The sequence below is a fragment of the Bradyrhizobium sp. TM233 genome, assembly GCF_036247965.1.
Lineage (GTDB): Bacteria > Pseudomonadota > Alphaproteobacteria > Rhizobiales > Xanthobacteraceae > Bradyrhizobium > Bradyrhizobium ottawaense.
Genome location: NZ_BTIG01000001.1, coordinates 849,557 through 872,161, shown reverse-complemented (window position 1 = coordinate 872,161; position 22,605 = coordinate 849,557). Strand labels below are relative to the sequence as shown.

Here is a 22,605-nt window from a genome sequence, read left to right as displayed (position 1 = left end):
CACGTTCCGGTTGCATTCCGCCGCCAAGGCTCTCTACACTACGCCATCGACTTCGACGCGCACGTGACAAATCGCGTCGAATTTGAGCTTCAGTTGCGTGAGTGCCGCGATGGAACCGGACACCGTACTGATTGACCTCGCGCTTCAAGGCGGCGGTTCGCATGGCGCCTTCACCTGGGGCGTGCTCGACCGCCTGCTGGAAGAGAAGCGGCTTACGATCGCCGCGATCTCCGGGACGTCCGCGGGCGCGATGAACGCAGCGGTGCTGGCGGATGGGTGGACGGCCGGTGGCGCCGAGGGTGCGCGTGACGCGCTCGAACAATACTGGCGCCGCGTTTCGAAGGCCGCGGCCTTCAGCCCGCTCCAGCGCTCGCCGCTCGACCGGCTGATGGGGCGCTGGACGCTCGATACGTCGCCGGCCTACATCCTGACCGACCTGATGTCGCGGGTGCTCTCCCCCTACGACCTCAATCCGACCGGCTACAATCCGCTGCATGCGGTGCTGGCCGAGAGCATCGATTTCGAGCGCCTCGCGCGCTCGCCGATCAAGCTGTTCATCACTGCGACGCGGGTGCGCACCGGGCGAGGCCGCATCTTCCGCAACGCGGAGATCACGGTTGACGTGTTGCTCGCGTCGGCCTGCCTGCCAACCATGTTCCGCGCGATCGAGATCGACGGCGAACCGTATTGGGATGGCGGCTTTGCCGGCAACCCGACCATCACACCGCTCATTCGCGAAAGCGACGCGCACGACACCATCCTGGTGCAGATCAATCCGGCCGAAAAGCAGGAAGAGCCGCGGACGGCTGCGGAGATCCTCAATCGGCTGAACGAGATTTCGTTCAACTCACCGCTGATGAAGGAGTTGCGTATGATCGCGTTGCTACGTCAGGCGGCGGACCCGGGGAGTGGCGAGGGCGCGCGCTGGGCGAAGATGCGGACCCACCGCGTCAAGAGCGACATGCTGGCGAAGTTCGGCGCCTCCTCCAAGCTCAATGCCGAATGGGAATTCGTCTCGATGCTGCACGGCGAAGGACGTCGGGCGGCCGAAACGTTCCTCGACGAGCACGGCGCGGATATCGGTCAGCGCTCGACCGCCGATCTCGACATCCTGCTGTCGGAGTGCTGAGACGTGGGGCTTCTCGGCATTCTCGTCGGGCTCGGCCTTCTCGTCCTATTCGCCTTCCGCGGCTGGAGCGTTCTCCTGCTGGCGCCGTTCGCCGCGCTCGTCGCGGCGCTGTTCGGCGGCGAGCCGCTGCTTGCGAACCTGACGCAGATCTTCATGGTGAATGCCGCGGGATTCCTGGCGCAGTTCTTCCCGATCTTCCTGCTTGGCGCCGTATTCGGGAAACTGATGGACGATAGCGGGGCGGTCACGTCGGTTGCCACCTTCATGGCAAGACGGCTCGGCGAGCGCCGCGTGATCCTGGCGGTCGTGCTCGCCGGCGCGATGGTCACCTATGGTGGCGTCAGCCTGTTCGTCGCATTCTTCGTGATCGTCCCCATGGCCCGCTCGCTGTTCCGTGCCGCCGCGATTCCGCGGCGATTGATTCCGGCTACGATCGTGCTGGGCACGTCGACCTTCACGATGTCGGCCTTGCCGGGCACGCCATCGATCCAGAACGCGATCCCGATGCCGTTCTTCGGCACGACGCCTTTTGCCGCGCCCGGACTCGGCATCATCGCCTCCCTCATCATGGTTGGCGCGGGATTGTGGTGGTTGCGCCGCGCCGAAGCCTCGGCTCGCCGTGCGGGGGAAGGCTATGGCGGGGACATGGAGGGTGCGGCCGAACGTGCCGTCGATGACGAGCTGGTCCGCGAATACGCCACCACCGCACGAGAGTTCGATCCGGCCGAGATCCGGCATGGACGGCGCAGCGAGATGTCCGCTCCGGTGGTGAGTGCCATCCTGCCGCTGGCCGTCGTCGTGGCTGTCAATCTGGTGATGTCGCTCCTGGTGTTGCCGCGGCTCGATGTCTCGTATCTGAGCGAGCAGCGCTTCGGCGCTACATCGTTGGCGGCGGTCGCTGGTGTGTGGTCGGTCAGCACCGCACTGGCCGCTGCCATCGCCACGACCATCTTTCTCAATTGGGCCCGGCTTCCCTCTCTGCGGCAGACCATGGACGCCGGTGCCAATGCATCGGTTCTGCCGGCGCTCAGCGTCGCCAGCCTCGTCGGATTCGGCGCGGTCATCGCGGCGCTGCCGGCTTTCGAAACGGTGCGCGACTGGGTGCTCGCGATCGAAGGTGGCCCGTTGGTCTCGCTCGCGGTTGCGACCAATATTCTGGCCGCTCTGACCGGCTCGGCATCCGGCGGCTTGACGATTGCGCTCGACGCGCTCGGCCAGACCTATGTCGAGATTGCCGCGCGCAGCGGCATCGACCTTGCGCTGATGCATCGCGTCGCGGTGATCGGTTCGGGGACGCTGGACATCCTGCCGCACAACGGTGCGGTGGTCAGCCTGCTCGCGATCTGCGGCCTGACCCATCGGGACAGCTATCTCGACATCGTGATGGTGGGCATCGTGACGTCGCTATTGGCGCTGCTGGCCGTGATCGCCTTGGGGAGCGTGCTCGGATCATTCTGACGGACGGTTCGGCGTGAGCGATTGACGCGAGGGCGAAGGTTGCATTGAATGCGGCCAGCCGTCGACGCAACAAATCGAGAAAGCCGGGTGGAAACGATGACGCGAAAGAAAGCGAAGCTGTGTGCGTTGCTAGTAAGCTCGATGGCGACACTGGGTGCAGGCACGGCGTCGGCGGCAACGCTGGCAGAGGACGCCGATGCGGTCTGCAAGGGTCTCATCGGCGGCGCCGATGCCGTGAAGATCGACTCAGCGACCTTGCAGGCGCCCACGCCGATCGCCGTCGCCGAACGCGGGCCGACGCCGTCCGGGCGCGTCACGCCGGCCAGCCCCGGCTTCTGCAAGGTGCTCGGTCATATCGATCCGGTCGACTCCAAGGCGCCGCCGATCAAATTCCAGGTCAACCTTCCCGTCGAATGGAACGGCCGCTCGCTGCAATATGGCGGCGGTGGTTTCAACGGCGTGCTGATTACCGGCCTTGCGCTGCCGCCGGCCTATCCGTTCGACAAGCCGTCGCCGCTGGCGCGCGGCTTCGTCACTTACGGCACCGATTCGGGCCACGAGACCAGGCAAGGCGAGCCGCCGCAGGTCTTTGCACTGAATGACGAAGCCTTCGAGAATTTTGCTCACCGTGCCTACAAGAAGGTGCGCGATGCGGCCGTTGGGCTGATGGAGCGCGCCTACGGCAAGAAGCCGGACAAGATGTATTTCATGGGTTCGTCCGAGGGTGGCCGCGAAGGCCTGACCATGGCGCAGCGCTACCCGGACGATTTCGACGGCATCTTCGCTCGCGTGCCCGTGATCAACTGGGTCGGCCTGCAACATGCCGGCATGCGTTCGGGTCTCGTCACCATGGGTGCGGGCTGGATCAATCCGGCGCAGGTCAAGCTCGTCGGCGAGGCCGTGCGAGCGGCCTGTGACAAGGCCGACGGCTCCGACGATGCGCTGGTGCAGGACCCCGTCGCCTGCAAGGCGGCATTCAAGGTCGAGACGCTGCGCTGTGCGGCTGGCCAGAGCGGCGAACAGTGCCTGACCGATGTGCAGATCAAGGCGATCGATGCCTTGCACGGGACCTACAAATTCCCGTTCACGCTTGCCAACGGTCTCGACGACTATCCCGGCTGGGGCGTGTCGGGGGAGGATACGCCGGCGATCGGCCCGACCGGCGGCTGGGTGGCGTGGTGGCTCGGCACCGCGCCGCCGGCGCAGCCGCCCGCGCCCAACAACGGCATCGCCTGGATCTACGGCGCCGGCGGCATTCAATATGTCTTTGCGCGCGACCCCAAGCTCGACGTCACCGCCTACAAGGTGGAGGAGCACAAGGCGCGACTGCTCGAGGTCTCCAGCCTGATGGACTCGACCGATCCCGATCTCGGCCGCTTCCGCGCCCGCGGCGGCCGTCTGATCATGCTCGAGCATATGGCCGACTACGCACAGAGCCCCTATGCCGGCATCCGCTATTTCGAGAGCGTCGAGCGCAAGCTCGGCAAGGCCGAGACGGCGGAGTTCGCGCGGCTCTACACCGCACCCGGCGTCGACCATGTCGGCTCCGGCGCACCGGCCAATGTCGACATGTTGAGCGTGCTGGTCGACTGGGTCGAGAAAGGCAAGGCGCCCGGCGACCTCGAAGTTGCCGAGCAGAAGGTCGAGGCACCCTCATTCGCGACGCTGCGCGCGCTGCCGCTGTGCCGCTGGCCGACCTGGCCGCACTACAAGACGGGTGCGGTGACGGAGGCCTCGAGCTTCACCTGCGCGCCGTAAACGAGGCGGCCCGTTTGACAACAAGCTTGCGCCCGGCTATCTATTTCGCATGCGAAATAAAACGGCCGACGCGCGGCATCATCGGCTGATCTACCTGCTCAGCGTCGCGCAACGCCGCTTGCAGCGCTGGATGGCGGCGCGGCCGGAAAACGAGGTGACGCCGGCGCAGGCGGGGCTGCTGTTCATCCTCGGCAAGCAGGACGGCGTGCTGATGGGCGAGGCGGGCGCGGCGCTCGACATGGGGCCAGCCGGCATTTCCGGCCTCGTCGACCGCACGGCGGCGGCGAAATTGATCGAGCGGCGGGCCGATCGCGAGGACGGGCGTGCCTGGCGCATCTGGCTGACGCCGAAGGGGCGAACCGCGCTGGCGCAGGCGAAAGAAGGCGCGGCCGAGGTCAACGCCGCGCTGACGGACGGATTCACGGCTGCGGAGATCGACATCGTCGCGCGCTGGCTGACCAGCATTCAGGCCAAGTTTCCAAGATCTTCAGAAACAAGACCTTCAGACGAATAAAAGGAGAGACCGATGACCGAGCACGTCCGGATCGAGAACAATGGCGGAATCCTCACCCTCACGCTGGCGCGTCCCGACAAGAAGAACGCGCTGACGGATGCGATGTACGGCACGCTCGCCGACGCCATCGAATCCGCCGAGTTCGATCCGTCGACCCGCGTGATCCTGATCCGCGGCGAGGGCGACATGTTCACTGCCGGCAACGACGTCGGCGAATTCGCCGCGGTTGCAGCCGGCAAGTCCGAGGGCAGCCGCAACGTCGTGCGTTTCATCCAGTCGCTGGCGCGCTGCACCCGGCCGCTGGTTGCCGCGGTGCAGGGCCGCGCCGTCGGCGTCGGCACCACGATGCTGCTGCATTGCGACCTCGTCGTGCTCGCCGACAACGCGCAACTGTCGACGCCCTTCGTCAGCCTGGCGCTGGTGCCGGAGGCTGCCTCCAGCCTGCTGATGCCGGCGCGCATCGGCCATGCCCGCGCCTACGAGATGTTCGCGCTGGGTGAGACCGTGCCGGCGAAGGCCGCGCTGGAATGGGGCCTCGCCAACCGCGTGGTGCCACTCGACAAGCTCGATGCCGAGGCGCTGGCGCTGGCGCAGCGTCTTGCCCGCCAGCCGGCCGGCGCGCTCACCGCCACCAAGAAGCTGATGCGCAACGGCGAGGCGCTGGTCGCGCAGATGCAGGCCGAAGGCGAGCAGTTCGCGCAGCGCCTGCGCACCGCCGAGGCGCGCGAGGCGTTCACGGCCTTTGCCGAGCGCCGTCCGCCCGATTTCACCAAGGTCGCGTGAGGGGATGCGGCCTGCCGGGAGGTGCGGCCGCGCACAACCGCAGGTGTTTGATTAAAGTCTTAACCAAACCTTGGCATGTCGCGATGCAAGGTGGCCGCTCGTGAAGAGTAGGCCCCCGACCCACGGCAATCTCCAAGAAGTGGCAATGTTTAAGAAATCGGTAAGCTCGCTTCTCCTGACGCTGATGGCCCTGCTGGCCGTCGGCGCGCTGGCCTCGACGGCGTTCCAGATGGCCGGCGCCTTCGGCCGCTACAGCGAGAGTCTCGAGACCGAGCGGCTTGCCGCTGCCGACAAGGCGATCTTCCAGGGGGTGCTGTCGCTGCGGACCAATCGCGGCGACGCGCAGAGTGCGCTGCTCGGCGAGGATGATCCGCGCGCCAAGCTCGAAGTGGCGGAGAAGGCCGAGCAGGCCGGCTATGAGGCGGTCGGCGCCGCGCTCTCGACCGTCGACTTCGCCCGCCGCGACGAGCTCGCCGGCACGCTGAAGCAGCGCTGGGGCGAGGCCGCGCCGCAATTCCAGCTGTTTTACGACGAGGCCAAGCGTCCGCGCGCCGAGCGCAAGATTGAGCGGACCAACGCCTGGTACGATGCCGTCACCAAGGTCATCGACGCCGCGAACCTCGCCTCCACCGCGGTGTCGAACCGCGCCTGGATGAACGATCCCTATATCGCACGCATGATCCAGGTCCGCCGCTTCGCCTGGCAGGTGCGCGACCGCTACGGCATCCATTGTTCGTCGCTGCGCTCGAACGTCAACAGCAGCAAGCCGCTCGACGACGCGCAGAAGCGGTCGGTGGCGCAATGGGACGGCACCATCACCTCCGCCTGGACGGGCATGGCCGAGCTGCTGGCCGCGCCCGACGTGTCGGCGGAACTGGTCACGGCAGCGACGGACGCGAAGGCCAAGACCGATGGCGTCCTCAAGCAGATCAACGAGCTCACCAGGAATTTCGACGGCAGCGGCAAGCCGGCGCTCCCCGCGGCGGAATGGAATACGCTCTGCCAGTCGCCGTTCGCGCTCATTGTCGGCGTCGCAACCAAGGCGCTGGATCAGTCGATCGCGCGTGCCGAGGCCGTTCAGGCCAAGGCTCTGACCAATCTCGTCGTGCAGTCGCTCGCCTTCCTGCTCGCGCTCGCGGTGACCATGGCCGGCGTATACGTGGTGCGCAATCGCCTGATGCGCCCGGTTCGCGCCATCCTCGACGCCATCGCCCGCATCAGCGCGCGCGACTACGCGACGCCGGTGCCGCAATCCCGGCATCCCGACGAATTCGGCACCATGGCCGCGGCGCTCGAAAGCCTGCGCGAGAGCGCGGCGACCGCCGAGCGCCTGGGCCGGGAGCGCGAATCGCAGCAGGCCTTGCAGCTGGCCCGCTCCGGTACCGTCGACGAGGCCTGCCGCAGTTTCGACGACACCGTGCAGGCGGTGATTCATAGCGTTGTCGCCTCGACGCGGGAGCTCGATGCCACCGCAACCGGCGTGCGCTCGCTGGTGTCGGAATCGAGCAGCCAGACCGCGGCGGTCTCCTCCGCCGCGGAGCAGGCCACCAACAATCTCGAGACCATCGCGGCGGCGACCGAAGAGCTCTCCGCATCCGTCGGCGAGATCTCCGCGCAGGTGCAGTCGAGTGCGCGAGAGGCGCGCGAAGCGGTGTCGCAGGCCGAGCAGACCAATGCGACGGTCGAGATCCTCGACCAGACCGCGAGCCGTATCGGCGAGGTCGTGAAGATGATCAACGCCATCGCCGGCCAAACCAACCTTCTGGCCTTGAACGCCACCATCGAAGCCGCGCGCGCCGGTGAAGCGGGCCGGGGCTTCGCCGTGGTCGCAGGCGAGGTCAAGAACCTCGCTGCACAGACGGCGACGGCGACGGAAGAGATCTCGCGTCAGGTCGAGGAGATCCAGGGCGCCACCGGCCAGGCCGTGACCGCGATCCGCGCCATCGGCGGCGCCATCAGCGGCATCGACGAGAAGATGACGGCGATTGCCGCCGCCGTCGAGCAGCAGCGCGCGGCCACCACCGAGATCTCGCGCAACTTCCAGCAGGCCGCGCAGGGTACCCGCGAAGTCACCGACACCATCGGTAGCGTCGCCAGGCTCAATCAGGAGACCGGCAACGCCGGCACGGTGTTGTCGGAATCCGTCAAGAAGATGTCGGCCGACGCCGATCGCCTCCGCGTCGCGGTCGAGGGCTTTTTGGGCGCGGTCAAGACCGCGTAGTTTCGCATCAGTTTCTCCATCTGACGTCGCGCGTTCGGCATTGCCGCAGGTCCCTCCGGCGGCTACATCTGTGCCGCCGCATCACCTATGCGGCGCCAGACGTAAGACATATCAGGGATGGAGAGTTCGATGCCGGTCACCCCACACAAGGCTCCGCGCCCCTATCGCGGCGTGTTCCCGGTCGCGCCCACCATCTTCGATGAGCGCGGCGAGCTCGACCTCGAGGGCCAGCGCCGCTGCATCGATTTCATGATCGACGCCGGCTCGAACGGCCTCTGCATCCTCGCCAATTTCTCCGAGCAGTTCGTGCTCACCGATGCCGAGCGGGAAACCGTGATGCATGCGGTGCTGGAGCATGTCGCGGGCCGGGTTCCCGTGATCGTCACCACCACGCATTTCAGCTCGGCCGTCTGCGCCGCGCGCAGCCAGCAGGCCGACGCCGCGGGCGCCGCCATGGTGATGGTGATGCCGCCCTATCATGGCGCGACCTTCCGGGTCCCTGAGAAAGGCATCGTCGAATTCTTCAAGGTGCTGTCGGGCGCCATCACCATTCCGATCATGATTCAGGACGCGCCGGTCGCGGGCACGCCGCTGTCGGTCGAGCTGCTGGCGCGGCTGGCGCGCGACTTCGCCAACATCCGCTATTTCAAGATTGAGGTGCCCGGCGCGGCCTCAAAGCTCCGCAGCCTGATCGAGGCGGGCGGCAAGGACATCGAGGGCCCCTGGGACGGCGAGGAGGCGATCACGCTGCTCGCCGATCTCGATGCCGGCGCTACCGGCGCGATGACCGGCGGCGGCTATCCCGACGGCATCCGCCAGATCGTCGATCCCTATTTCGCCGGCAAGCGCGAGGAAGCGAAGGCCGCCTATGAGCGCTGGCTGCCGCTGATCAACTACGAGAACCGCCAATGCGGCCTGATCGCCTGCAAGGCGATGATGCAGGCCGGCGGCGTGATCAAGTCGGACGCGGTGCGCCATCCCTTGCAGCCGCTGCATCCGGCCACGCGCGCGGGCTTGCTGGAACTCGCCAAGGAGCGCGACGCGCTGGCGCTGCGGTGGGGGAAGTAAGCCCCACTGTCGTCCCGGACAAGCGCGCCCTAAGCGCGCGCCGATCCGGGACCCATAGCCACAGGGAGAAGTGTGGCGAAGACTTGGAGTCGGCAGCTCGTTTCATAACCTCTCCCTGGGGTTATGGGTCCCGGCCCCCCGTGCGCAATTGCGCACTAGGCCGGGACGACACGGAGGGTGAGGTGCGCGCTCGCCTCATCTCATCGGCCCATTTCGCCTGGAGGCGTCGAATTAGCGCGGTTCGGGCCGTTTCCCGCAGCCCTGCGATGAAGTAGGGTACGTTCGCCAACCAGGCCCCGCGGAGCATCTCGAGACATCGTGTAACACCTCTTCATAATGCCGTTATCCCGAGCCAGGTTGCGCGAACCGACAGAACAGGGAGGCAGTGCCATGACGATGAGGCCGGATCCCACATTTCACGCATCGCCCAGGCTTGCGATGGAAGCACCTGCGGAGAACTTCGCCTACACGTTGCTGCTCAGTCCGGATTTCTCGAAGCCGGATGCTCTCGCGGTCATCGACGTCAAGCCGGGATCGCCGACCTACAGCCAGATCGTCCACACCGTGACGATGCCCAACAAGGGTGATGAGTTTCACCACTTCGGCTGGAATGCCTGCTCCTCCGCTCTGTCGCCGCTCGCCGGACATGCCTTCATCGAGCGGCGCTATCTCATCATCCCCGGAATCCGTTCGTCGCGGATCTACATCATCGATACCAAGCCCGATCCGACCAAAGCCAAGATCCACAAGATCATCGAGCCCGAGGAAATCTTCAAGAAGACCGGCTATTCGCGGCCGCACACCATCCATTGCGGGCCGGACGGTATTTACGTGAGCACGCTGGGTGGCGGCGGCAAGGACGGCACCAACGGGCCGCCAGGCGTCTTCATCATGGATTGCGAGACGTTCGAGGTCCTTGGACGATGGGAGATCGACCGCGGTCCGCAGACGCTGCATTATGACTTCTGGTGGAATCTGCCGCGCGATTACATGGTGACGAGCGAATGGGCCTTGCCGCCGCAGTTCGAGAACGGGATCGTCCCGGAGGATCTGCTTGCGAATAAATATGGCCATCGTCTCCACTTCTGGGATCTCCGCGCCCGGCGCAACGTGCAGACCATCGACCTTGGCGCCAATCATCAGATGGCGCTGGAGGTACGGCCTGCGCACGATCCGGTTCGCGAATACGGCTTCGTGGGCGTCGTGGTCGACACCACCAATCTCGAAGCATCGATCTGGACCTGGTGGCGCGAAGGCGGGAAATTCCATGCCGAGAAGACGGCAACGATCCCGCCCGAACCCGCGCCAAAGGAGAAGCTCCCGCCGCTGCTGCAGGGATTTGGCGCCGTGCCACCGCTGGTGACCGACATCGACCTGTCGATGGATGACCGGTTTCTCTATGTGTCGTGCTGGGGCACCGGCGAAATGCGCCAGTACGACGTCACCGATCCCCGAAAGCCGAAGCTTGCGGGCTCCGTCCATATCGGCGGCATCGCACGCCGTACAGCGCATCCGAATGGCAAGTCCTTTGCGGCCGGCCCGCAAATGGTCGAGATCAGCCGCGACGGCCGGCGCGTGTACTGGACCAATTCGCTCTATTCCACCTGGGACGACCAGTTCTATCCCGATGGCGTTCCGGGCGTGGAGGTCATGGCCAATGTCGGTCGCAACGGCGGCCTCGAGCTCGACAAGGACTATTTCGTGAGCTTCCCGGACGGCTATCGTGCGCACCAGATCAGGCTGGAGGGCGGCGATTGTTCGACGGACTCCTTTTGCTACCCGTCGGTCTAGATGGTGGGCACGCGAGCCCGGCGCTTGGCTGGCTGTGGCTCGCTCTTGTTGCGAGCGGCCTCTATCACGGAGTCAATCCGGGGATGGGATGGCCGCTCGCCGTTTCGGCCGGACTCATGGACAAGAGCCCGCGCGCGCTCTTTCGTGCGTTGTGGGCCCTGTCGGCCGGGCATCTCCTGGCAACATTTCTCGTGCTGCTGCCATTCGCGTTCCTGCTCGTGCTGGCCGAGTGGCAGCGTTCGATCCAGACAGGCGCGAGCCTTCTCGTCATCGGCTTCGGCGTTTATCGACTGATCGCGCGGCGTCATCCCCGCGCGCTGGCACGAATTCCGCCGACGCAATTGGCGCTCTGGTCATTTGCCGTCGCCATTGCTCACGGCGCCGCCTTGATGCTCGTGCCGATCTATCTCGGGCTCTGCCAGGCCTTCGAATTCGATGCCGGCCATGAGGCGGCGGGCGCGCTGATGAAGACAAGTCTCGGGATGGCGGTGCTGGTGTCCCTGGTGCACGTTGCCGCCATGGTCGGCGCCGGCGGATGCTTGGCGTGGCTGGTCTACCGCCATCTTGGATTGAGGTTCGTCTCGCGAAGCTGGTTCAATCTGGATGCAGTCTGGGCGGCCAGCCTCGTTCTGGTTGGCGCGGTGGCGCTCGCGTTGAATCTTGCGAGCTGGCGCTGAGGTCTATCGCGCCAGAGGCCACTCGTCGACGATGTGGAATCTTGCCGACGCATCATCCTGCCGAAACAGCGCGATGCGGTCGATCGCCAGCGTCTCGAGACCGAGCGTCGCAAACCGCGGCCTCAGCATCTCCAGGATCGGTCCGCGGCGCTCGGCATCCAGCCGCCCCGTCAGCGTCATGTGGAAGCGGAATTCTTCCATCACGTAAGGGTAGCCCCAGCGGTCGAGATAGTCGCGCTGCCGCTCGCTGAGTTTCTCGGGTTTGCGTCGCGCCCGATCGTCCGGCGACAGCGCGGCGCGGAAGGAATCGAAGTCGCGGACGCAATCGGCGGCGAGCCGCTGGAGCGCATCGACCGGCTCGGCTGGAATGACGGCGATGAAGCCGCTGATGGAATCCACGATCGGCCGGATCACGGGACGCGGCCGTGCCTTGCCGGCGAATGCGGCGCAGGCGGCCATCAGCTCCGCTTCGGTCCTGTCTGATGCGAGCGCCATCGGCGCCTTCAGCGTGGCGTGAAAGCCGTATTTGCGGGGATCGGCGCTGACGTCGCGCCAGTCCGGCGCGACGCGCAATGCGTCGGCGGGAAACGCCAGCTCGTTGCCGGTGTAGGCATCGTAGCCGAGCAGCTCGGCGCCGAAGCGGGAGAGTGCGGCCTCGCTGCCTGCGGCAAAATAGATCGCGTAGCGGGGAAAACCTGTCATCGCCTCAGCATAACCAATTTACGCCGCGACGACAGCCTCGCGCGGCGCTGCCACAGCACTCAGCAGCCGCGTCGCATCGGTCAGATGCACGAGCTTGCCGCCTGAGATCACCGCGATCAGCCGCGGCCGCAGCTTCACGCTGTCGTCGACCAGCATAATGTCGGCGCGGCAACCTTCCGCGAGCACGCCGCGATCGGCAAGGCCGGTGGCACGCGCCGGGCCGGCGGAGACCAGATTCCAGGCTTCCGTCAGCGGCAGCACGCCATCGGCGGCGAGGCGGAACGCGGCGAGCAGCTGCGCGGGATAATAATAGTCCGACGCCAGCACTGAGCAGAGCCCCTTGGCGATCATGTCGGCGGCCTTGGTCCAGCCGGTGTGGCTGCCGCCGCGCACGACGTTCGGCGCGCCGTAGACGATGGCATCGCCATGGCTTGCCGCCGCCTGCGCCGTCTCCTCGTTGACCGGAAACTCCGCGATATCAGCGCCGAGCTCTCGAAACTCCCGGCGCATCGCCGGCGTTGCGTCATCGTGCGAGAGCATCCGCACCTCGGCCGAGCGTGCTACGGCGGCCAGCCGCGCAACCGAAGCCGGCACCTCGTCGGCGCGCGAGACCACGCGTTCGACCAGCCGGTCGAATTCCTCCGCTGACAGCCCGGTGCGCTCCACCATGCGGTTGCGCTTGCGCGGCTTGGCCATGTCGGCGACGGTGCCGTCCATGTGGTCGTTGAAGGCGAACAGATCGACGCGGCCTTCGTCGAGCCACAGGCTGATCTCGGCCTCGGCGTCGAGATTGTAGGTCTCGTGCCGCAGATGAAAGCGGGTGTCGGCGGCGAATTGCGGACGCTGCCGCTCGATCGCCTCCATCAGGCTGCGCGCATTGTCGGCGCTACGCAGGCCCGGCTCCCACGAACAGGTCGTGGCGTGAAACACGGTGGTGATGCCGTTGCTGATCGCCTGGCGATCGCTGTCGGCGAGCGCGACGTCGATCGGGAAGTCGACACCGGCGCGCGGCATCATCTGCCGCTCGAAGGCATCGCCGTGCAGGTCGACGATGCCGGGCAGCACCAGCAGGTTGCGCGAATCGATTGTCAGCCGCGCCCGGCCCCGTGAGGCGTCGGCCTGCGCGATGTCCTGTCCGGACACCGCCAATGACGTTTCGACGAATTCGGCGCCGATCAGGGCCCGGCCGCCTTCAAGGAAAATGTCTGTCACGCGACCGCGCTTCGTTTGCTGGTTGAGGAGCTTGCCCGTGCTTCGTATGCCGCAAGAAAATCTTCAATCCCGAGCTTGCGGAAATCGGGCAGGGCTTCACGCAACTTGTCGTGATCCCAGTCCCACCAGGCGAGCCGCGCAAGCCGTCCGGCGATCTCCTCGGAGAAACGCCGCCGCACGATGCGGGCCGGATTGCCGGCGACGATGGTGTAGGCCGGCACGTCCTTGGTGACGATGGCGCCGGCCGCGATCACCGCGCCGGTGCCGATGTTGCGGCCCGGCAGCACGATCGCGCCGTGGCCGATCCAGACGTCGTGGCCGATATGGACGTGATGCTGGCGCCGCCACTCGAAGAACTCGGCGTCGTCATTCTCGCCTTCGAAGTAGGCGCTCGAGCGATAGGTGAAATGCGCCTGGGTCGCGCGGTGCATCGGATGATTGCCGGGATTGATGCGCGTCATGGCCGCGATCGAGCAGAACTTTCCGATGGTGGTGTAGGTGATCTGGGCATCGTTCACGACATAGGAGTAATCGCCCATCGCCACTTCATGCAGGATGGTGCGCGCGCCGACCTCGGTATAGGCGCCGAGCCTGGTCTCATGCAGCTTGGCCGAGGGATCGATGGTCGGCTGGACCGAAAGAGTTTTGGCGGCCATGTTGCGTCCGGAAGTGCGAGGGCGGGCGTTCCTCTTCGAGCTGCTTGATGACAACGTCGTGACGCAGTGATGACAGGGGATGAGGTGTGTAGCATCGACGCACTGCAACGCCCGTGTCACACAAGTGTCAAGCGCGGGCGTTAGCGGTTGGCTCCAGCTAATCTGGAGTCCTGCATGCTGGTGGTGGAAGGTCTGACGTGTCGCTTCGGCGCGAAAGCCGCGGTGGACGACGCTTCGTTTCAAGTCTCCCCCGGCGGCTTCGTCGGTGTGATCGGACGGTCCGGCGCCGGCAAGTCGACGCTGCTGCGAACCATCAATCGTCTCGTGACGCCGACGCAGGGCCGCATCCTGTTCGATGGCATCGACGTCACCGCGCTGCGCGGCAAGGAGCTGCGGCAGTGGCGGGCGCGCTCAGCCATGATCTTCCAGCAGTTCAACCTGGTCGGCCGGCTCGATGTCCTCACCAACGTCCTGATGGGACGGCTTGCGACGATGCCGGCCTGGCGCTCGCTGTCGCAAGTGTGGCCCGAGCAGGACAAGGCGCTGGCGATGTCGGCGCTCGAACAGTTCGACATTGCATCGCTCGCGGCCCAGCGCGCCGACCAGCTTTCCGGCGGACAGCAGCAGCGCGTCGCGATCGCGCGTGCGCTGGTGCAGCAGCCCGACATCATCCTCGCCGACGAGCCGATCGCCTCGCTCGATCCGCGCAACACCAAGATCGTGATGGATGCGCTGCTGCGCATCAACAAGCACTTCGGCATCACCGTGATCTGCAATCTGCATTCGCTCGATCTGGCGCGCAGCTATTGCGACCGCCTGATCGGCATGGCGCAGGGCCGGGTGGTGTTCGACGGCGTGCCGGCCGCACTGACCGACCACGTCGCGCGCGAGCTTTACGATCTCGAAGCCGCAGACGTCATGGGCACCAAGCCTGTCCCGGCGCCCGCGGGCGTCCCGGCACTTGGAACGGCGGCCGCCGCCTGAGCCGCGCCTGTTTGAGTTGCAAGTTTTTGCGTCAACCGACCCCAACCGATGAAGAGGGTATCATGATCACTCGTAGACTCGTTCTTGCCGGCGCCGCGGCGCTCGCCTTCGCCTCGTCGGCTTTCGCCGAAGACTGGAAAGCCAAATATCCCGAGCTGACCTTCGCGGTCATTCCGGCCGAAAACGCCTCGGGCGTCACCGAGCGCTGGGCGCCGTTCATGAACTATCTGTCCAAGGAATTGGGCGTGAAGGTCACGCTGCGCATCGCCAACGACTACGCCGCCGTCATCGAGGGCCAGCGCGCCGGCAACATCCACATCGCGAGCTACGGCTCGGCCTCGTTCGCCCGCGCCCGCCTGACCGGCGTCAAGACCGATGCCTTTGCCAACGACATCAACGCCGACGGCTCGACCGGCTATTACTCGGTGTTCTTCGTCAAGGCGAGCAGCCCCTACAAGAGCGTCGATCAGCTCAAGGGCAAGAACCTCGGCCTCGTCGACCCGAACTCGACCTCCGGCAACAACGTGCCGCGCTTCGAGCTCGACAAGATGGGCATCGCGGATGCCGACACCTATTTCAGCAAGGTCGTCTTCACCGGCAGCCATGAAAACGCGATGCTGGCGCTGGCGCAGGGCACGGTCGACGTTGCCGCCAACCAGTGGACCAGCGACGACGATTCGACGCTGGCCCAGATGCTGACCAAGGGCATGCTGAAGAATGCCGACGGCTCGGCGATGAAGAAGGACGACTTCCGCATCATCCACAAGTCGGCGCCGATCATCAACGGCCCCTACGCCTACAATTCCGACCTGCCCGAAGAGGCGAAGGCGGCGATCGCGAAGGCGTTCTTCGATGCGCCGGCCAAGGACAAGGCGGCCTTCGATCGCCTCCAGGACGGCCAGAAGAAGGGTTTTCATCCCGCCACCACCAAGGACTGGGATGGCACGATCGAGCTGATCAAGTTCGTCGATGCGCTGCGTAAGAAGAAGGCGTCCTGATTCTCTGGGACGACGCACTGGAGCCGGGTCGATGGACCCGGCTCTTTCTCTTTTGACGGGTCCTCTTTGACCAATGACCATCGCGGTTTCGATCCTCCCCGAGCAGCAATTGGCCGCGCTGAACGCCGCCTATGGCCAGGCGGTCGCGCGCAGGCGGCTCCGTCTCCTGCTCGGAGTTGTGGTGTTCGCCGCCGCGCTGCTTCTCGCCGCGTTTGGCGCGGAAGTGAATCTGCGCACGCTCTTCACCTATTTCGGCAACTTCGTCAGCTATTTCGACCGCATCCTCACGCTTGAAAACGGCCAGCGCGTCTGGACCGATGTCGGCGAATGGCTCTGGGGCTGGCGCAAATGGCTGAGGATGCTGGGCGAGACGCTGCTGATCTCCTATGTCGGCACGCTGATCGGCGCGACCTTCGCATTCGGCCTGAATTTCTTCGCGGCTGAGAACACCTCACCCGCACCCTGGCTGCGCTTCACGGTGCGGCGCCTGCTCGAATTTGCCCGCACCGTTCCCGGCATCGTGTTCGCGCTGATCTTCGTGATCGCCTTCGGGCTCGGACCGATGGCGGGTGTGCTGGCGATCGCGATTCACTCCACCGGCGCGCTCGGAAAGCTGTTCTCGGAAATCGTCGAGAACGCCGATATGAAGCCGGTCGAAGGCATTCGCTCGACCGGCGCGAGCTGGCTGGCCTGCATGCGCTTTGCCGTGGTGCCGCAGGTGACCGCGGGCTATGCCAGCTATGCGCTGCTGCGCTTCGAGATCAACGTCCGCGAGGCCTCGGTGATGGGCTTTGTCGGCGCCGGCGGCATCGGCCAGGAGCTCGTCGTCGCGATCCGCAAGTTCTACTATTCGGACGTCAGCGCGATCCTGCTCACGATCATCCTCACCGTGTTCATCATCGACATCAGCACCGGCTGGCTGCGCGGCCGCCTGTTCGGCAAGGAGGCGCGGACGTGACTCCGCAGGAGGTCGATACGCGAGCGCTTCGCGCCCGCTACCCCGATGTGTTCGACCGGCCGGCCTCGGCGCGGCTTGCCACGCCGGCGATGATCGTCGCGGCGTTCGCGATCCTCATCTACGGCCTGGTCGATCTCGATTTCTCGCCGTCGCGGTTCTTCGCAGGTCTCAGCCAGCTCGGCTGGATCAGCCTGATGATGATCCCGCCCGATCCCGGCTCGTCGCTGCCGGTCTACCTGAAGGCACTCGGCGAGACGCTGTCGATTGCGCTGCTTGGCACCACGCTCGCCGCCGTCTTCGCACTCCCCGTCAGCCTGCTGGCCGCGCGCAACGTGGTGCCGTCGAAGCTCCTGCGCTTTCCCGTGCGCCGGTTCCTGGATTCGATCCGTGGCGTCGACACGCTGATCTGGGCGCTGGTGTGGATCAACGTCGTCGGCCTCGGCCCGTTCGCGGGCGTGCTCGCCATTGCGGTGTCGGATTTCGGCGCGTTCGGAAAGCTGTTCTCGGAAGCGATCGAGGGCGCCGACCAGAAGCAGGTCGAGGGCATCCGCGCCTCCGGCGGCAGCGCGCTGCACGAGATCCGTTTTGGTCTGTTGCCGCAGGTCCTGCCCGTGATCGCGGGCCAGGTGCTCTATTTCATCGAATCCAACACGCGCTCGGCCACCATCATCGGCATCGTCGGCGCCGGCGGCATCGGCCTCCAGCTCGCCGAGCAGATCCGCGTGCTGGAATGGCAGAGGGTGTCGTTCCTGATCCTGATGATCCTGGTCGCGGTCGCCGCGATCGATTTCATCTCGGGCAAGCTGCGGTTCGCGATTATCGGGCGAAGAGCGGTCGCCTGATCAAAGGTGCCGTAGGGTGGGTTAGCCGAAGGCGTAACCCACCACTGTTGATCTCCGCGGAGACAGAAGAGGTGGGTTACGCCTTCGGACTGCGCTTCGCGCAGCCCAAGGCTAACCCACCCTACTGCTCCACCAGAAACTCAACCCGCTCCGCCGCAAACCGCGAATGCTTGGTCACCAGCGGCTTGCCCTGGAGATCGTGGTCGGTCGCATCGACCACCAGGATCGGTCGTCCCAGCGCCAGATCGAGCCGTGCGGCGTCGGTTGCGTCGACGATGCCGGCGGTGATTCGGGTCGCGCCGCGGCGATAGTCGCGGACGCCGTAATGTTCCAGCAGCTTCGTCATCGAGCGTGTCGCCGCGAACACGGCGCCGGCACCTGGAAATAATTCCGCCGACAGCCAGGTGGTGGAGACGCAGATCGGCGTGCGGTCGGCAAGACGGATCGCCTCGATCCGCACCAGCGGCGCGCCGGCCTTCAAGCCGAGCTCGCGCGCCAGCTCGCGGGTCGCGACATCGTCCGTGGCCTCGATCAACTGACCGCGCGGCTCGCGGCCGCCGGCCCCGACGATCTCGGAGAAGCGGGTACGCGAGCGCAGGGGATAGGCGAGCTTCTGTGCCTCGACATAGGTCCCGCTGCCGCGCTCGGCGCGCACGAGGCCGCGCTCGGCAAGGGCCGCCAGCGCGCGCCGTACGGTGTGGCGGTTCACCCGATAGGTTTCGGCGATCTCCATCTCGCCCGGCAATTTATCGCCGGCGGCAAAGCGGCCGTCGGCGATGCCGCGCTCGATGCCGTCGGCAACGAGGCGCCATAGCGCGACGCCGGACGACGCAGTGTCTTGCATGCTCATATCGCCGGTCAGCCTAGCCCAGAAATCACGCCTTTGTCACGAAACAGTCATGGCGCTTCCGTATGAAGTTGTCTATTATCATAGACAACTTTGATGCAGCAAGTTCGTCGGAAAGTTCGGTAGATCAAGTGACCCAGCACAACAACCAGCAAGCCCAGCGCCAGGCCGCCATGGCCGTGCTGGCGCACGCGGAGGCGGGCGAGATCGCCGCCCGCCTCCGCGACTTGGCTCTTCCGGACCATCAGGATCTGCGGGCGCCGGAAAACGGCCTCGTCATGCTGCGTGGCCGGGTCGGCGGCGACGGCGCGCCCTTCAACCTCGGCGAGGCCACGGTGTCGCGCGCCGCGGTGCGGCTTGCCAGCGGCGAGGTCGGGTTCGGCTACACGCTCGGGCGCGACGGCGAGAAGGCGCGGCTGATCGCGCTGTGCGACGCGCTGGCGCAGTCGCGCGATTTTGGCGCGTCGGTGGAGCGGGACGTAATCGCGCCGTTGCGCGAGCAGCTTATGATTCGCCGGAAGCAGGCGGCGGCCGAGACCGCCGCGACGAAGGTTGATTTCTACACCATGGTGCGCGGTGAGGGGTGAGATCATGACCACGATTGCGGAACTGCCACCGGGTTTCGCCGACAAGGTGCTGTCGGCGCAATCGACCTTTCGCTCGGTGATGGACGCGATGGCGCGGCCCGGCTCGGTCCAGCGCATCGTCCCGATGGCTGGAAAGCCGGATACGATGATGCGCGGCACCGCTGCGATCGCGCTGACGCTGTTCGACCACGACACGCCGCTCTGGCTCGACGCGCGGATGGCGGAGAGCTCGGACGTGGTGAAATGGCTGAAGTTTCACACCGGCGCGCCGGTGGTGCAGGATTCCTCGATCGCGAGCTTTGCGCTGATCAGTGACGGCGGTGCGCTGCCGCCGCTCGAACGCTTCGCGCTCGGGACCAGCGAATATCCGGATCGATCCACCACATTGATCCTGCAGGTCGACAGCCTCGACGCAGGGCGCAGCTTCGAGCTGCGCGGTCCCGGCATCGACGGCGCCGCCATGCTCCAGGTGTCGGTCAAGCCGTTCGATCTGTTCGAGCGCCTGCAGGTCAACGAGGCGCTGTTTCCGCGCGGCATCGATGTGGTGCTGGTCGCCGATGACGCCGTGGTCGCGATCCCCCGCACCACGCGAATCGTGAGCAAGGGAAGCTAGAAGCATGTATGTCGCAGTGAAGGGCGGCGAGCGCGCCATCGAGAACGCCCATCGCCTGCTCGCAGATAAGCGGCGCGGCGACCAAGGCGTTCCGGAGCTCACGCTCGACCAGATCTCGGAACAGCTTGGGCTCGCCGTCGACCGCGTCATGAGCGAAGGCTCGCTCTATGACCGCGAGCTCGCGGCGCTCGCGATCAAGCAGGCGCGCGGCGACCTGATCGAGGCGATCTTCCTGGTCCGCGCCTTCCGCGCCACGATGCCGCGCTTCGGCGCCAGCGAGCCGGTCGACACCGGCGCCATGCGCGTGCAGCGGCGGGTGTCCTCGACCTTCAAGGACATTCCAGGCGGACAGATCCTCGGGCCGACCTTCGATTACACCCATCGCCTGCTCGATCCCGCGCTCGCGCAAGGCTTTGTGCCGGAGGCGCCGGCAATGGCGGAAGCGTCGACGGCGCCGACGCCGCGCGTGACCGACATTCTCGGCCGCGACGGGCTGATCGAATCCTCGCCGCAGGCCGAGGACGGCGCCAGCGTCGGCGATCTCACCCGCGAGCCGCTGAATTTCCCGGCGGATCGCGATCTGCGCCTGCAAAACCTCGCGCGCGGCGACGAAGGATTCCTGCTGGCGATGGGCTATTCCACCCAGCGCGGCTATGGCCGCAACCATCCCTTCGCCGGCGAGATTCGCTTCGGCGAGGTCGAGGTGGAATTCTTGGCGGAAGACGTCGGCTTCGCCGTGCCGCTCGGGTCGATCGAGCTCACCGAGTGCCAGATGGTCAACCAGTTCAAGGGCTCCGCGACGGAGGCGCCGTGCTTCACCCGCGGCTATGGCCTCGCCTTCGGCCAGAGCGAGCGCAAGACCATGTCGATGGCGCTGGTGGATCGCGCGCTGCGCGCCCGCGAGCTGGGCGAGGAGGCACTGGCCCCGGCGCAAGATGAAGAATTCGTGATGTCGCATTCGGACAACGTCCAGGCCACCGGCTTCGTCGAGCATCTGAAGCTGCCGCATTATGTCGACTTCCAGTCCGAGCTCGGCCTGCTCCGCAAGCTGCGCCAGGAATTTTCCGATGCCCAGGCGCCTGACGCCATGAAGGAGGCCGCGGAATGAACGCGCCCGCCTACAATTTCGCCTATCTCGACGAGCAGACCAAGCGGATGATCCGCCGCGCCATCCTGAAGGCGATCGCGATTCCCGGTTATCAGGTGCCGTTCGCCAGCCGCGAGATGCCGATGCCCTATGGCTGGGGCACCGGCGGCGTGCAGGTCACCGCTGCGATCCTCGGTCCCCAGGACGTGCTGAAGGTGATCGACCAGGGCTCCGACGACACCACCAACGCGATCTCGATCCGAAAATTCTTCGCCAAGACCGCGGGCGTCGCCACGACCACGGCGACGGATGAGGCAACCGTGATCCAGACCCGCCACCGCATCCCCGAGACGACACTGAACGAGAACCAGGTGCTGGTCTATCAGGTGCCGATCCCCGAGCCGTTGCGTTTCCTCGAGCCGCGCGAGACCGAGACGCGGCGCATGCATGCACTCGCCGAATACGGCCTGATGCATGTGAAGCTCTATGAGGACATCGCCCGCTTCGGCCACATTGCCACCGCCTACGCCTATCCGGTCAAGGTCAACGCGCGCTACGTGATGGATCCGTCGCCGACGCCGAAATTCGACAATCCCAAGATGGACAATTGCCCGGCGCTGCAATTGTTCGGCGCCGGCCGCGAGAAGCGCATCTATGCGATCCCGCCCTATACGCAGGTGGTGTCGCTCGATTTCGAGGATCATCCGTTCGAGCCCTACCGCTTCAACGCGCCCTGCGCGCTGTGCGCCGCTGAAAATTCCTATCTCGACGAGATCGTCACCGACGACAAGGGCGGACGGATGTTCGTGTGCTCGGACACCGACTATTGCGAGGGCCGCCAGGCCGCCGGCCATCACGGCAGCCTCAGCGCCGCGCCGTACAAGGAGAAGGCGCAGGGGGAATCAAATGGCTGATCAAGACATGCGCGAGACCGATGAGCCGCTGCTGGTCGCAAAATCCCTCAGCAAATCCTTCGGCCGCATCGCCGCGTGCTGCGACGTGTCGTTCTCGCTCTATCCCGGCGAAGTGCTGGCGATCGTCGGCGAATCAGGTTCGGGCAAGTCGACGCTGCTGCAGCTCCTGTCGGGCCAGCTCGCGGCCAGCGGCGGCCATGTGTCCTATCGGATGCGCGACGGTGTCGCTCGCGATCTCGCCTCGCTTGGCGAAGCCGAGCGGCGCTTCCTGTACCGGACCGACTGGGGCTTCGTGCATCAGGATCCCGCCCAGGGTTTGCGCATGGCGGTCTCGGCCGGCGCCAATGTCGGCGAGCGGCTGATGGCGGTGGGTTGGAATCACTATGGCCGCATCCGCCAGACTGCGTCCGACTGGCTGACCCGCGTCGAGATCGACACCGCGCGCATCGACGATGCGCCGCGCACCTATTCCGGCGGCATGCGCCAGCGTCTCCAGATCGCGCGCAACCTCGTCACCGAGCCGCGGCTGGTGTTCATGGATGAGCCGACCGGCGGCCTCGACGTGTCGGTGCAGGCACGCCTGCTTGACCTCCTGCGTAGCCTCGTCGCCGAGCTGCAGCTCGCCGTCATCATCGTCACCCACGACCTCGCGGTCGCGCGGCTGTTGTCGCACCGCGTGATGGTGATGAAGGGCGGCCGCGTCATCGAAACCGGCCTGACCGATCAGGTCCTCGACGATCCCCGCGAGCCCTATACGCAACTCCTCGTCTCCTCGATTCTGCCGCCATGAGATTTCCCAGATGAGC

Annotated in this window: 22 protein-coding genes; 18 read left to right on the top strand and 4 right to left on the bottom strand. The window is 65.9% G+C overall.

All coding sequences use genetic code 11. The features are described 5' to 3' along the window. The first annotated feature begins 109 nt into the window (after window positions 1-109). From AABA86_RS04150 to AABA86_RS04110, 9 genes are all read left to right on the top strand, one after another. Entirely contained in the window at window positions 110-1,129 is a 1,020-nt protein-coding gene (locus tag AABA86_RS04150; protein ID WP_212246065.1) for a patatin-like phospholipase family protein, read from the top strand. 3 nt (window positions 1,130-1,132) lie between these two features. Next, complete coding sequence (locus AABA86_RS04145) at window positions 1,133-2,587, top strand: GntP family permease (protein WP_338305828.1); 1,455 nt, start codon at window positions 1,133-1,135, stop codon at window positions 2,585-2,587. 96 nt (window positions 2,588-2,683) lie between these two features. Continuing rightward, the gene (locus AABA86_RS04140; protein WP_338305827.1) at window positions 2,684-4,345 is read left to right on the top strand and encodes a tannase/feruloyl esterase family alpha/beta hydrolase; all 1,662 of its coding nucleotides are present in this window, start codon (window positions 2,684-2,686) and stop codon (window positions 4,343-4,345) included. A 49-nt stretch (window positions 4,346-4,394) separates the two neighbouring features. After that, complete coding sequence (locus AABA86_RS04135) at window positions 4,395-4,859, top strand: MarR family winged helix-turn-helix transcriptional regulator (RefSeq protein WP_212246059.1); 465 nt, start codon at window positions 4,395-4,397, stop codon at window positions 4,857-4,859. A 12-nt stretch (window positions 4,860-4,871) separates the two neighbouring features. Next, window positions 4,872-5,642, top strand: coding sequence for an enoyl-CoA hydratase (locus AABA86_RS04130; RefSeq protein ID WP_338305826.1), 771 nt, complete (start codon window positions 4,872-4,874; stop codon window positions 5,640-5,642). A 139-nt stretch (window positions 5,643-5,781) separates the two neighbouring features. Next, a complete protein-coding gene (locus tag AABA86_RS04125; protein WP_212246057.1) occupies window positions 5,782-7,863 on the top strand; it encodes a methyl-accepting chemotaxis protein in 2,082 nt (693 codons plus the stop codon). Window positions 7,864-7,992: 129 nt separating this feature from the next. After that, window positions 7,993-8,931, top strand: a complete 939-nt coding sequence (locus AABA86_RS04120; RefSeq protein WP_338305825.1) for a dihydrodipicolinate synthase family protein — start codon at window positions 7,993-7,995, stop codon at window positions 8,929-8,931. Window positions 8,932-9,321: 390 nt separating this feature from the next. Then, window positions 9,322-10,722 carry a selenium-binding protein SBP56-related protein gene (locus tag AABA86_RS04115; protein WP_338305823.1) on the top strand — a complete coding sequence of 467 codons (1,401 nt, stop codon included), beginning with the start codon at window positions 9,322-9,324 and terminating at the stop codon, window positions 10,720-10,722. Window positions 10,723-10,805: 83 nt separating this feature from the next. After that, the gene (locus tag AABA86_RS04110) at window positions 10,806-11,399 is read left to right on the top strand and encodes a hypothetical protein (protein WP_338305822.1); all 594 of its coding nucleotides are present in this window, start codon (window positions 10,806-10,808) and stop codon (window positions 11,397-11,399) included. Window positions 11,400-11,402: 3 nt separating this feature from the next. Here the strand turns inward: AABA86_RS04110 and AABA86_RS04105 are convergent, their stop codons facing one another. The 3 genes from AABA86_RS04105 to AABA86_RS04095 are packed head-to-tail and all read right to left on the bottom strand — an operon-like array spanning window position 11,403 to window position 13,969. Continuing rightward, entirely contained in the window at window positions 11,403-12,101 is a 699-nt protein-coding gene (locus tag AABA86_RS04105) for a DUF1045 domain-containing protein (RefSeq protein WP_338305821.1), read from the bottom strand. Between the two features lie 18 nt (window positions 12,102-12,119). Beyond that, window positions 12,120-13,313, bottom strand: a complete 1,194-nt coding sequence (locus AABA86_RS04100) for an alpha-D-ribose 1-methylphosphonate 5-triphosphate diphosphatase (RefSeq protein WP_338305820.1) — start codon at window positions 13,311-13,313, stop codon at window positions 12,120-12,122. Beyond that, the gene (locus AABA86_RS04095) at window positions 13,310-13,969 is read right to left on the bottom strand and encodes a transferase hexapeptide repeat family protein (protein ID WP_338305819.1); all 660 of its coding nucleotides are present in this window, start codon (window positions 13,967-13,969) and stop codon (window positions 13,310-13,312) included. Before AABA86_RS04095 ends, AABA86_RS04100 begins: the two co-directional genes overlap by 4 nt. Before the next feature lie 174 nt (window positions 13,970-14,143). On the opposite strand from AABA86_RS04095, the gene phnC reads away from it, so the two are divergent. The 4 genes from phnC to phnE (AABA86_RS04075) all read left to right on the top strand — a co-directional run bounded on the left by phnC (window position 14,144) and on the right by phnE (AABA86_RS04075) (window position 17,751). Beyond that, a complete protein-coding gene (gene phnC, locus AABA86_RS04090; protein WP_338305818.1) occupies window positions 14,144-14,953 on the top strand; it encodes a phosphonate ABC transporter ATP-binding protein in 810 nt (269 codons plus the stop codon). A 62-nt stretch (window positions 14,954-15,015) separates the two neighbouring features. Further along, window positions 15,016-15,951, top strand: coding sequence for a phosphonate ABC transporter substrate-binding protein (gene phnD, locus AABA86_RS04085; RefSeq protein WP_338305817.1), 936 nt, complete (start codon window positions 15,016-15,018; stop codon window positions 15,949-15,951). Between the two features lie 73 nt (window positions 15,952-16,024). Then, a complete protein-coding gene (gene phnE / locus AABA86_RS04080; RefSeq protein ID WP_338305816.1) occupies window positions 16,025-16,909 on the top strand; it encodes a phosphonate ABC transporter, permease protein PhnE in 885 nt (294 codons plus the stop codon). Then, complete coding sequence (gene phnE / locus AABA86_RS04075; protein ID WP_338305815.1) at window positions 16,906-17,751, top strand: phosphonate ABC transporter, permease protein PhnE; 846 nt, start codon at window positions 16,906-16,908, stop codon at window positions 17,749-17,751. Before phnE (AABA86_RS04080) ends, phnE (AABA86_RS04075) begins: the two co-directional genes overlap by 4 nt. A gap of 121 nt (window positions 17,752-17,872) precedes the next feature. On the opposite strand, the gene phnF is transcribed toward phnE (AABA86_RS04075), so the two are convergent. Continuing rightward, window positions 17,873-18,601 (bottom strand): phosphonate metabolism transcriptional regulator PhnF, encoded by a 729-nt coding sequence (gene phnF / locus AABA86_RS04070; RefSeq protein WP_338305814.1) that lies wholly within the window; start codon window positions 18,599-18,601, stop codon window positions 17,873-17,875. 170 nt (window positions 18,602-18,771) lie between these two features. Here phnF and phnG point away from each other — a divergent pair, with 170 nt between their 5' ends. From phnG to phnK, 5 genes are read left to right on the top strand one after another with little or no spacing between them, the layout of a single operon-like run. After that, window positions 18,772-19,185, top strand: a complete 414-nt coding sequence (phnG, locus tag AABA86_RS04065; RefSeq protein WP_445083429.1) for a phosphonate C-P lyase system protein PhnG — start codon at window positions 18,772-18,774, stop codon at window positions 19,183-19,185. A gap of 4 nt (window positions 19,186-19,189) precedes the next feature. Continuing rightward, on the top strand, window positions 19,190-19,798 hold the full coding sequence (gene phnH / locus AABA86_RS04060; RefSeq protein WP_338305812.1) for a phosphonate C-P lyase system protein PhnH: 609 nt from the start codon (window positions 19,190-19,192) through the stop codon (window positions 19,796-19,798). A 4-nt stretch (window positions 19,799-19,802) separates the two neighbouring features. Further along, on the top strand, window positions 19,803-20,906 hold the full coding sequence (locus AABA86_RS04055; RefSeq protein WP_212246035.1) for a carbon-phosphorus lyase complex subunit PhnI: 1,104 nt from the start codon (window positions 19,803-19,805) through the stop codon (window positions 20,904-20,906). After that, window positions 20,903-21,799: an alpha-D-ribose 1-methylphosphonate 5-phosphate C-P-lyase PhnJ gene (locus AABA86_RS04050; RefSeq protein WP_212246033.1), complete on the top strand. Its 897-nt coding sequence runs from the start codon at window positions 20,903-20,905 to the stop codon at window positions 21,797-21,799. Before AABA86_RS04055 ends, AABA86_RS04050 begins: the two co-directional genes overlap by 4 nt. Next, entirely contained in the window at window positions 21,792-22,589 is a 798-nt protein-coding gene (phnK, locus tag AABA86_RS04045) for a phosphonate C-P lyase system protein PhnK (protein WP_212246030.1), read from the top strand. The genes AABA86_RS04050 and phnK overlap by 8 nt, the downstream gene beginning before the upstream one ends. Window positions 22,590-22,605: the final 16 nt, after the last annotated feature.